9 protein-coding genes and 1 pseudogene are annotated in these 9,689 nt (G+C 74.0%); 2 read left to right on the top strand and 8 right to left on the bottom strand.

Features of this window, described 5'->3' with window-relative positions; translation table 11 throughout:
* The 3 genes and pseudogenes from EAD98_RS15910 to EAD98_RS15900 all read right to left on the bottom strand — a co-directional run.
* Positions 1-319 (bottom strand): annotated as a pseudogene (locus EAD98_RS15910) (hypothetical protein); the annotation flags it as partial.
* Positions 316-1,854 (bottom strand): replication-associated recombination protein A, encoded by a 1,539-nt coding sequence (locus EAD98_RS15905; protein ID WP_121654846.1) that lies wholly within the window; start codon positions 1,852-1,854, stop codon positions 316-318. The pseudogene EAD98_RS15910 and the gene EAD98_RS15905, both read right to left, overlap by 4 nt.
* Positions 1,855-1,929: 75 nt before the next feature.
* Positions 1,930-2,142, bottom strand: coding sequence for a hypothetical protein (locus EAD98_RS15900; protein ID WP_074318554.1), 213 nt, complete (start codon positions 2,140-2,142; stop codon positions 1,930-1,932).
* 140 nt (positions 2,143-2,282) lie between these two features.
* On the opposite strand from EAD98_RS15900, the gene EAD98_RS15895 reads away from it, so the two are divergent.
* Complete coding sequence (locus EAD98_RS15895) at positions 2,283-3,023, top strand: GNAT family N-acetyltransferase (RefSeq protein WP_121654845.1); 741 nt, start codon at positions 2,283-2,285, stop codon at positions 3,021-3,023.
* Positions 3,024-3,062: 39 nt separating this feature from the next.
* Here the strand turns inward: EAD98_RS15895 and EAD98_RS15890 are convergent, their stop codons facing one another.
* The 4 genes from EAD98_RS15890 to aspS all read right to left on the bottom strand — a co-directional run bounded on the left by EAD98_RS15890 (position 3,063) and on the right by aspS (position 7,755).
* Positions 3,063-4,364, bottom strand: a complete 1,302-nt coding sequence (locus EAD98_RS15890) for an MFS transporter (RefSeq protein WP_121654844.1) — start codon at positions 4,362-4,364, stop codon at positions 3,063-3,065.
* Positions 4,361-4,960: a transcriptional regulator gene (locus EAD98_RS15885; RefSeq protein ID WP_121654843.1), complete on the bottom strand. Its 600-nt coding sequence runs from the start codon at positions 4,958-4,960 to the stop codon at positions 4,361-4,363. The genes EAD98_RS15890 and EAD98_RS15885 overlap by 4 nt, the downstream gene beginning before the upstream one ends.
* Before the next feature lie 75 nt (positions 4,961-5,035).
* Positions 5,036-5,848, bottom strand: coding sequence for a sugar nucleotide-binding protein (locus EAD98_RS15880; protein ID WP_121654842.1), 813 nt, complete (start codon positions 5,846-5,848; stop codon positions 5,036-5,038).
* A gap of 101 nt (positions 5,849-5,949) precedes the next feature.
* Complete coding sequence (gene aspS, locus EAD98_RS15875) at positions 5,950-7,755, bottom strand: aspartate--tRNA ligase (protein ID WP_121654841.1); 1,806 nt, start codon at positions 7,753-7,755, stop codon at positions 5,950-5,952.
* A gap of 155 nt (positions 7,756-7,910) precedes the next feature.
* On the opposite strand from aspS, the gene EAD98_RS15870 reads away from it, so the two are divergent.
* Positions 7,911-8,621: a DUF998 domain-containing protein gene (locus tag EAD98_RS15870; RefSeq protein WP_121654840.1), complete on the top strand. Its 711-nt coding sequence runs from the start codon at positions 7,911-7,913 to the stop codon at positions 8,619-8,621.
* A gap of 107 nt (positions 8,622-8,728) precedes the next feature.
* On the opposite strand, the gene EAD98_RS15865 is transcribed toward EAD98_RS15870, so the two are convergent.
* Positions 8,729-9,689: S1 family peptidase (locus EAD98_RS15865; protein ID WP_121654839.1), on the bottom strand; the 961-nt coding region annotated here is incomplete at its 5' end.

Below are 9,689 nucleotides of genomic sequence, written 5' to 3'. Positions count from 1 at the left end.
GCCACGGTCCGTCCACCGGCCGGCGTCCGGCCGCACCGTCCGTGTCGCCACGGCGCGCGGTGGGTGACGCCGGGACGTCGGGCGGCACCGGCGCGCCCCCACGCGGACCGGCGGGCTCCGCCGGGGCGCCGTCGGGGCCCAGCTCGCCGCGCTGCTGCTTGGCCGAGCGCAGATCGTCGATCCAGCCGAACTCCTCGCCGGGTACCGGCGCCTCCGGCTCGGCCTCGGCCCGGCCTCGACCCCAGCGGCGCCCCTTGGCGCGGGAATCGCGCCGCTCGTCCGGGCCCTCGTCCGGGCGGTCCGCACCACGCGACTTCACTGTTGACCCTCTCCTGCGGCGTTCGTGCCGCTGTCCTGCATCGTGCCGGGACCGCCCGTGCCCGTGGTCGGGCGACCGTTCCCGTCGGCAAGCGCCGGCGCGGTCTGCGCCGTTACGGGCGACTCGACCGACGGAGCCTCCGGACGGACGGACGGGGCCGGCAGCCCCCGCACGATCCGGCGCAGCAACGGCAGCCGGGTGGCCACCGACCGCTCCGCCCCGTGCGGACTGGGCCGGTAGTAGTCGGTGCCGACCAGGTCGTCCGGGACGTACTGCTGGGTGACCACGCCGCGCTGGTCGTCGTGCGGATAGCGGTAGCCGGTTCCGTGGCCCAGCCCCCGGGCGCCGGCGTAGTGCGCGTCACGCAGCCCGCGCGGCACCGGGCCGCCCCGGCCGGCCCGCACGTCGGCGATCGCGGCGCCGATGGCGGTGGTCGCCGAGTTCGACTTGGGCGCGGTGGCCAGGTGGATCACCGCCTGGGCGAGGTTGAGCTGCGCTTCCGGGAGCCCGACGTACTCGACCGCGTGGGCGGCGGCGGTGGCCACGCTCAACGCGGCCGGGTCGGCCATGCCCACGTCCTCGCTGGCGAAGATGACCAGCCGGCGGGCGATGAAGCGGGCGTCCTCCCCGGCGACCAGCATCCGGGCCAGCCAGTGCACCGCGGCATCCACGTCCGAGCCGCGCATGCTCTTGATGAACGCGCTGACCACGTCGTAGTGGGCGTCGCCGTCGCGGTCGTAGCGCACCGCCGCCACGTCGACGGCCTGCTCGGCGGTGGCGAGGTCGATCCGCCCGACGCCGAGCGCCGTGGCGGACGCGGCCGCCGCCTCCAGCGCGGTCAGCGCCTTGCGGACGTCACCGGCGGCGAGCCGGACCAGGTGGTCCTCGGCCTCGGTGGCGAGGGTGAGCGCGCCGCCCAGGCCACGCTCGTCGGCGACGGCACGGCGCAGCAGCCCGCGCACCGCGTCGTCGTCCAGCGGTTGCAGGGTGAGCAGCACGCACCGCGACAGCAGCGGGGAGATGACCGAGAAGTACGGGTTCTCGGTGGTCGCGGCCAGCAGCGTGACCGTACGGTCCTCGACGGCGGCGAGCAGCGAATCCTGCTGGGTCTTGCTGAAGCGATGCACCTCGTCGATGAAGAGCACGGTCTGCGGGCCGCCCGAGCGACGCTGGCGGCGGGCGGTCTCGATCACCGCCCGGACGTCCTTGACACCGGCGGAGAGCGCCGACATGGCGACGAACCGACGGTCGGTGGCCCCGGCCACCAGGTGCGCGACGGTCGTCTTGCCACTGCCCGGCGGTCCCCAGAGGATCACCGACATCGGGGCGCCACCGGAGACCAGTTGCCGCAGCGGCGCGCCGGGGGCGAGCAGGTGGTCCTGCCCGACCAGCTCGTCGAGGTTCGCCGGGCGCATCCGGACGGGCAGGGGCGAATCGTCCGCCACCGGAGTGAAGCCGTCGACACCGGCGGAACCGGCGGGCGCGCTGCGCGGCCCGGCGGGTGCACCGAGGGAGAAGAGGGCGTCGGACTCCATCACGAAGACAGTACCGGGCCGGGCCCGCGACGCCGGAATCGCGCCGCGAGCCGGGCAGCCGATGATCGGTTCCGGTCAGCCACGACCGGGGCGACGGCCCCGGTACCAGCGGCCGCCGCCACCGCCGCGCGGGCCGCTGCCCACGCCGGCCAGGTAGAGCGAGAGCAGCAACAGACCGATGAGCACGAGGGTGTTCCAATTGAACAGGTCCGGCGCCCCGAAGTTCGTGTTGAGCAGATCGATCAGCAGGGCGAAGCCAAAGACGATGGCCGCGAGAATGGCGAGCATGTCGGTCCTCCGGTGGGGGTTCCCAGTAGGTCGGCGCCTGATGTACCCAATCGGTCGGATCGCCAATCTCCACCGTGGATCGGAGCACGCCAGCCTGACCCGACGCGGTCACCCGTCCCCCGGCTCCTAGGCTGGAAGCCATGATCATCGACGACCAGGTGCTCCAGGACCGGGACGCCATCCTCGCCGCCGCCGGTCACCACCCGTACGCCCGGCACGCGCTCTGGCGTCAGGCGCCGGCACGCGGCTACCGGCGCGACGGCGCGGTGCTGTGGTTGTTGCCGCCCGGCCAGGGACCCGCCGGCGGCGGGATCGGCCCGGCCGGACCGGCGCTCGAGCTCTGCTCCGCGCTGGCCTCCGCCGGGGCGCTGCGCGCGGAGCAGTGGCTGCACCTGCCCCGGCATGACCCGGCGCTGCTGGCGGGCCGGCTGGCGGTGAGCCGGCACGACGACTGGGACTTCCACTGGACCGACGCGCCGCCGCCGGCCCAGCCCGACGAGCAGCGGGTGGTACGCCTCGCCGAGGCCGACCACCCGGCGCTGGAGGCGCTGATCGACGAGGCGTTCCCGAGCACCACCTCCCGCCCCGGCGACCCGCGGGTGGTGGACTGGTACGGCATCCGGGACGGCGACCGGCTGGTGGCGGCCGGCGCGGACCGCAGCCGGGGCGACATCGGCTTCCTCGCCGGCCTGACCGTCGCCCCCGACCAGCGGGGTCGAGGGCTGGGCGCTGCGCTGACGGCCGGGATGACGCGGGCGCTGCTGACCCGCTACGACACCGTCGGGCTGGGCGTCTACCCGGACAACGTGGGTGCGGTACGGCTCTACCGCCGGCTCGGCTTCACCAACACCCTCCAGCTCAGCTCGCTACGCCTCGCCTGACGTCCTGGTTGTCGTCGCGGACGAAGGAGAGGTCTCCTCCTAACGCCCGGCGGCGTGGGGCTCCGCGGCCGCGGGGACCGCGGGCGGGTCGGTGGGCTGGTCCACGGGCCGGCGGCCGGCGCGCCAGGCGGGCAGGTAGAGCGGGGCTGCGACGGCCAGCACCACCGCGCCGACCACCATGGCGGTGCTGACGCTGGTGGCGGCCGCGAGCGCGGTCAGCGCCAGCCCGCCGAGCGCGCCGGCCGGCTGCGACATCATCGAGTTCAGCGAGAGCACGCTGGTCCGGTACGGGCCGTCGACCTGCCGGTGCAGCAGCCCGCTGTGCAGCGGGTTGGACGCGCCGTGCACGGCGTAGCAGGCCAGGTAGGCCACGAGCACTCCGACGGGTCCGGCGAACAGGCCCATCCCGACCACCGTGGCGCCCTGCAGAATGCGGAGCAGTGCGGCGCCCGGCGCGGCGCCGGGCCAACGCAGCAGCAGTGGTGTGAGCGCGGCGCCGGCCGCCGAGGCGAGCCAGGCGGCCGAGTTGGCCGGCCCGAGCAGCGCGGCGGCGCGTTCCGGGTCGCCGATCACCTCGGCGAGCCGGACGGGCAGCAGCGACTCGAAGGTGACCATGCCGAAGCCCCAGAACAGCTCCACCGCCACCAGGGCCAGCAGCACCCGGGAGCGGCGCAGCAGCCCGACCGCCTCGCCGATCATCCGGGGCGCCTGGACCACCGACGCCCGCAGCGCCGCCGCTCCGGTGGCTGGCCGCTCCTCGACCAGCAGGGCGATCAGCGCGGCCAGAGCCACCGCCTGGGCCACGATGGCGGCCAGCACGGGCACGGTGAGCGCGGTGACCGGACCGATCGGGCCCAGTGCGACCAGGCCGCCGCCGAGCAGCGCGCCGGCGCCGATGGCCAGCCCGGCGACGGTGCCGGCGTGGCCGAGCCCGCGCTCGTACTCCGCCTCGGGGTCGGCGGCCATGGTGGCGTCGACGTACCAGGACTCCAGTGGGCCGCTGTCCAGCGCCCGGTAGATCCCCTGCAACGCCCAGACCGCGAAGAACAGCACGACCGAGTTGGCCACCGCGAACAGGGACAGCGAGATGAGGTTGAGCGCGCCGGCGGCGAGCAGCACCGGTCGGCGGCCGAGGGCGTCGGCGAGCCCACCGGTCGGCAGCTCCAGCGCCAGCACCAGCAGCCCCTGGGCGGTGAAGACCAGACCGATCTGCGGCAGTGACAGGCCGCGCTCCTGCATCAGCAGGATCATCACCGGGATCATCAGACCTGTGGGCAGCCAGCGCAGGCCGTACAGCGTGAGGTAACGACGCCGAACCTGGCGTACGGTCAGCGCGCTCACCGGAGGCCCTCGCGCAACGGGTAGGCGGCCAGGAACACCTGCACCGGGCGGGCCTGCGGGTCGGCGGCGTCGACCTCGCGGTGGTACCGCTCCAGCACCTGCCACACCTCCGCCTGGAGCTCCTTGAGCCGATCCGGCGGGATGGTCATGAAGATGTCGCCCATGCCGATGGCGTCCCGCCAGGCGACGGACCACTCGTGCTGGGTGGTGAACCAACGTTCGGCGGTCTCGGCGAGGAGGCGCACCTGGTCGCCCTGGATCCACTCGATCGCGGCCCGGGCATCGGGGTCGTCGTCGAAGTCGGTCGGCTCCCAGTTCGTGACGTCGTGCGCCGCCTGCCACCAGCGCTGCCGTCCGCTGCCCCGGTCGGGATCCTCGGTGACCAGACCGACCTCGGCGAGCTGGCGCAGGTGGTAGCTGGTCGCGCCGGTGTTGGTGTCGAGCAGTTCCGCCAGGGTGGTGGCGGTGGCGGGCCCGTTCACCCGCAAGGCCCCGAGGAGCCGCATCCGCAGCGGGTGCGCCAGCACCCGGACCTGCCGTTTGTCGATCCGTACCTCGCGTGGCACCGGCCGGGGCGCTTCTTCGTCATCCGCCATGACTGCACACTATCTCTGCATACTTCCTGTGCACAAGAGTTGTGCACAGGAAGTATGCACTCGTGGGGCGGCGGCTCAGCGGGCCAGGAACTCGCGCACCCCGCGCAGCCGGGTACCCAGCAGGCCGGCCGCGCGGGTGGAGTCCAGGCGTACGTCGCCGGGACCGGGCACGCCGGCGGCGGCGCTGGTGGTCGTCTTCAGACCGGCCGCGTCAAGATCGAACCGCTCGGCGACCAGCAGGCCCAGCTCGGCCCGGCTGACCGCGTCCGCGCCGGCCACGTTGAGCAGCCCGGCGTACGTGCTGTCGGCAAGCTCCAGCACGGCGTCGGCCAGGTCGGTCACGTCGACCGGGCAGCGGATCATGTCGGTGAACAGGGCGCCCCGCCCGGCGAGCGCCTCGCGGCAGAGCTCGATCTGCTTGCTGCCCTCCCCCAGGATCAGCGAGGTACGCACCAGCGCCGCACCGGGGTCGACCACCCGCGCGGCCGTCTCCGCCGCGGCCTTCGCCGCCCCGTACGCGTTCACCGGGCTGGGTGGCTCGTCGTCGGCGTAGGGCGACGGGCGGCCACCGTGCAGCGCGTCGCTGGACACGTGCACCAGCCGGGCGCCCAGCTCCGCGGCGGCGACCGCCACGTGCGCGGCCCCGTCGGCGGTGACCGTCCAGTCGTCGTACCGGTAGGGGGTGGAGACCACCGCGTCCGGGCGCACGTCCGCGACCAGCGCGCGCACGGCGGCGCGGTCGGTCACGTCCAGCCGGCGGGCCTCGACACCGGGCGCGGTGATGTCGCCGGAGTGGCACGTGCCGACCACCGACCACCCGGCGTCCGACGCTCGCCGGCATACCTCGCCGCCCAGAAACCCACTAGCCCCCACCACGAGCACCCGCATGCCACCACTCCCCTGTCGACGATCAAGAGGTTTGCGTCATCTTGACCGAGCGATGATGACGCAAACCTCTTGATCGACCAAGCAGGTGCGGGGTGGGTCGGTCAGACCGGGTCGGCGACCGGGGCGGCCGGGCCGGCGGTGCCGGTGTGCGCGGTGGCCGGGGGCTTCGGCTTGGCGTCGATGCCGGCCTCGGTGCGCTGCTGACCGGTGATCGGCGTCGGCGCGCCGGTCAGCGGGTCGAAGCCGCCACGGGTCTTCGGGAACGCGATCACCTCACGGATCGAGTCCGCGCCGGCGAGCAGCATGCAGACCCGGTCCCAGCCGAAGGCGATGCCGCCGTGCGGCGGGGCGCCGTACTTGAACGCCTCCAGCAGGAAGCCGAACTTGTCCTGCGCCTCCTCCGGGGTGATGCCGAGCAGGTCGAAGACCCGCTTCTGCACGTCGCCCCGGTGGATACGGATCGAACCACCGCCGATCTCGTTGCCGTTGCAGACGATGTCGTACGCGTACGCCAGCGCCCGGTCCGGGGCCTCCTCGAACCGGTCCACCCACTCGGCGTTGGGCGAGGTGAACGGGTGGTGCACCGCCGTCCAGCCGCCCTCGTCCGTGCGCTCGAACATCGGCGCGTCGACCACCCAGCAGAACGCCCAGGCGCTCTCGTCGATCAGACCGGCCCGCTTGGCGATCTCGACCCGGGCGGCGCCGAGCAGCTCCTGCGCCTCCCGCGTGGTGGCGCTGGCGGCGAAGAAGACCGCGTCGCCCGGCTTGGCGCCGACCGCGTCGGCGAGCCCGCCCAGGTGCTCGGCGGACAGGTTCTTGGCCACCGGACCGCGTGCCTCGCCGGTCTCGGCGTCCAGCACCACGTACGCCAGGCCCCGCGCGCCACGCGCCTTGGCCCAGTTCTGCCAGCCGTCCAGCTCCTTGCGGCTCTGCGCCGCGCCGCCCGGCATCACCACCGCGCCGACGTAGCCGCCCGCGTCGATCGCCCCGGCGAACACCCGGAACTCGGTGCCGCGCAGGTAGTCGGTCAGCTCGGTCAGCTCGACGCCGTAGCGCAGGTCCGGCTTGTCGGAGCCGTAGCGGGCCATCGCGTCGTGCCAGGTGATCCGCGGGATCGGCCGGCTGATCTCGTGCCCCGCCAGGTCCTTCCACAGCGTCGAGACGATCGCCTCGCCGAGGTCGATCACGTCGTCCTCGGTGACGAAGGACATCTCGATGTCGAGCTGGGTGAACTCCGGCTGCCGGTCGGCGCGGAAGTCCTCGTCCCGGTAGCAGCGGGCGATCTGGTAGTACCGCTCCATGCCGCCGACCATCAGCAACTGCTTGAACAGCTGCGGCGACTGGGGCAGCGCGTACCAACTGCCGGGCTGGAGCCGGACCGGGACCAGGAAGTCGCGGGCGCCCTCGGGCGTCGACCGGGTCAGCGTCGGCGTCTCGATCTCCAGGAAGTCCCGCTCGTGCAGCACGCCCCGGGCGAGCTGACTGGCGCGCGAGCGCAGTCGCAGCGCGTTCGCCGGGCCGCTGCGGCGCAGGTCCAGGTAGCGGTACTTGAGCCGGATGTCGTCACCGGCCTCGATCTGGTCGTCCACCGGCAGCGGCAGCGGCGCCGCCTCGGAGAGCACCTCCAGCTCGACGGCGGTCACCTCGACCTCGCCGGTGGGCAGCTCCGGGTTCTCGTTGCCGGCCGGCCGGCGGGTCACCTCGCCGGTGACCTTCACGCAGAACTCGTTGCGCAGCGCGTGCGCGTCCTCCTCGCGGAACACCACCTGGACCACGCCGGAGCCGTCGCGCAGGTCGACGAAGATGACGCCGCCGTGGTCACGCCGGCGGGCCACCCACCCGGCGAGCGTCACCGTCGAGCCGGCGTCCGCGGCGCGCAGGCTTCCGGCATTGTGGGTACGGATCACGGCTGGCAACTCCTCATCGTGGAACAGTTCCTCACCGGCATTCTGTCAGGGGCGGCAGTCGCTGTTCCGGGGCACCCGGCAGGCCGGGACGATCGGTCGGTGGGCAGCGCGGCGAACCCCGGTTCGCGGGCCGCCGCGACGGTTAACGTGGCGAAATGCGCGCCGTACCGAACTGGGCCGTCGCCACGGCGGCCGCCGCACCCGTGCTGCTGGTGGGCGGTTGGACGGTTGCGCAGGCGCGGCAGCCAGCCGGGTACGACCCCGTCCGGGACACCATCAGCGAGCTGGCGGGGCAGGACGCCACCGACGCCTGGATCATGGTCGGGGCCCTGGTGCTGCTCGGCTGCTGCTATCTGGCGGTCGCCGCCGTGTTGCACGCGGCCGGGTTGCCCAGCCGGTTCCTGCTCGCCATCGGTGGGGTGGCCACCGTCGCGCTGGTGGCCTTTCCCCGGCCACCGGTGGGCGGTTCGCTCAGCCACGGCATCGCGGCGACGGTGGCCGTCCTCGCGCTCGCCCTCTGGCCGGCCGGCTCGGCGTTGCGGCTGCCCCGCGGTCGGGACGCCGCGCATCCGGCCGCGCCGGAGCCGCCCTGGGCCTTCCGCCGGGCGGTGGCGCTGAGCGCCACGGTCGTGCTCCTCGCCCTGTTCGGCTGGTGCGCGTTCGAGGTGACCAGCGGGTCACGGACGGGGTTGGCCGAGCGGGTGACGGCGGTGGCCGTGTCGCTCTGGCCGCTGCTGGCGGTGCTGTCCGCCCGGCGGGCGCACCTGGCGTGGGCCACCGGCGCCACCTCCGTCGGTCCGGCGGTGCCGGGTGTCGTACCCCCGGATCCTCTGCGACCAGCGGACGGGCCCGACGCGCTCGCGTGAGGCGGGCCTTGCGACCAGCGGACGGGCCCGACGCGCTCGCGTGAGGCGGGCCGCACACGCGACGCGGGCCGCCGGAGCAATCCGGCGGCCCGCGGGCGGTCGATCGATCAGAAGACGCTGACGCCGTAGCGGCTCAGGGCCTCGGTGACCGGCTGGAAGTAGGTCGTGCCACCGGTGCGGCAGTTGCCGCTACCGCCGGAGGTCAGACCCAGGGCGGTGCCGCCGCTGAACAGCGAGCCGCCGCTGTCGCCCGGCTCGGCGCAGACGTTGGTGCGGATGAGGCCGGAGACCGAGCCCTCGGCGTAGTTCACCGTGGCGTTGGTCGCGTTCACCGAGCCGGAGCGCAGGCCGGTGGTGCTGCCGGAGCGCTGCACCGACTGGCCGACGGAGGCGTTGCCGGAGCCGGTGATGTCCCGGTAGCTGCCGTTGTAGAGGTAGACGTTGCCGGCGGCGTTGGCGGAGTTGCTGTGCCGCACGATGCCATAGTCGTTGCCCGGGAAGCTGGTGCCGGTACGGGTACCGATCAGCGAGGTCTGCCCGGAGTTCGAGTACCAGCTCGACGAGATATTGGTGCAGTGCCCGGCGGTCAGGAAGTAGTAGGTGCTGCCGCTGCGCACGTTGAAGCCGAGCGAGCAGCGCCCGCCACCGCCAGCGTAGATGGCCTGGCCGCCGGAGATGCGGGTGCTCAGCACGCCGGCCTCGGCCTCAATCCGGACCGCGCCGTTGGCCCGCGCGGCGGCGGCCTTGACCCGCTCCAGCTTGGCCCCGGTGACGGTGCTGTCCACGGAGACGACGACCTGGTTGGTGACCGGGTCGCTCCACCACGCGGTGCCCGGGATCTTGGCGGAACGCTCCAGGTCGGCGGTGGCCCGGTTGAGCACGGCGGCGCCACGGGTGACGTACCGGACTGCGGCGCCGGCGTTGCTCGCCTTGCGGGCGGCGGCCGCGTCGGTCACGGTGACGACGGACTTGCCGCTGGCGTCGATGTACGAGCCGGCGGAGCGGTCGCCGAGCTCAGCGGAGAGGGCGGCGGCGGCATCGGGCGAGGCGGCGGGGGCGGCCTGGGCG

It is taken from the genome of Micromonospora sp. CV4, from assembly GCF_003667455.1.
Taxonomy (GTDB): Bacteria; Actinomycetota; Actinomycetes; order Mycobacteriales; family Micromonosporaceae; genus Micromonospora.
This window is presented reverse-complemented; position numbering and strand designations above follow the sequence as displayed.

What these genes read in the sequence shown, in the direction of transcription:
- EAD98_RS15905 (WP_121654846.1), bottom strand. Translation starts at nt 1,854, where the DNA reads ATGGAGTCCGACGCCCTCTTCTCCCTCGGTGCACCCGCCGGGCCGCGC.
- EAD98_RS15870 (WP_121654840.1), top strand. Translation starts at nt 7,911, where the DNA reads ATGCGCGCCGTACCGAACTGGGCCGTCGCCACGGCGGCCGCCGCACCC.
- EAD98_RS15895 (WP_121654845.1), top strand. Translation starts at nt 2,283, where the DNA reads ATGATCATCGACGACCAGGTGCTCCAGGACCGGGACGCCATCCTCGCC.
- EAD98_RS15900 (WP_074318554.1), bottom strand. Translation starts at nt 2,142, where the DNA reads ATGCTCGCCATTCTCGCGGCCATCGTCTTTGGCTTCGCCCTGCTGATC.
- EAD98_RS15885 (WP_121654843.1), bottom strand. Translation starts at nt 4,960, where the DNA reads ATGGCGGATGACGAAGAAGCGCCCCGGCCGGTGCCACGCGAGGTACGG.
- EAD98_RS15880 (WP_121654842.1), bottom strand. Translation starts at nt 5,848, where the DNA reads ATGCGGGTGCTCGTGGTGGGGGCTAGTGGGTTTCTGGGCGGCGAGGTA.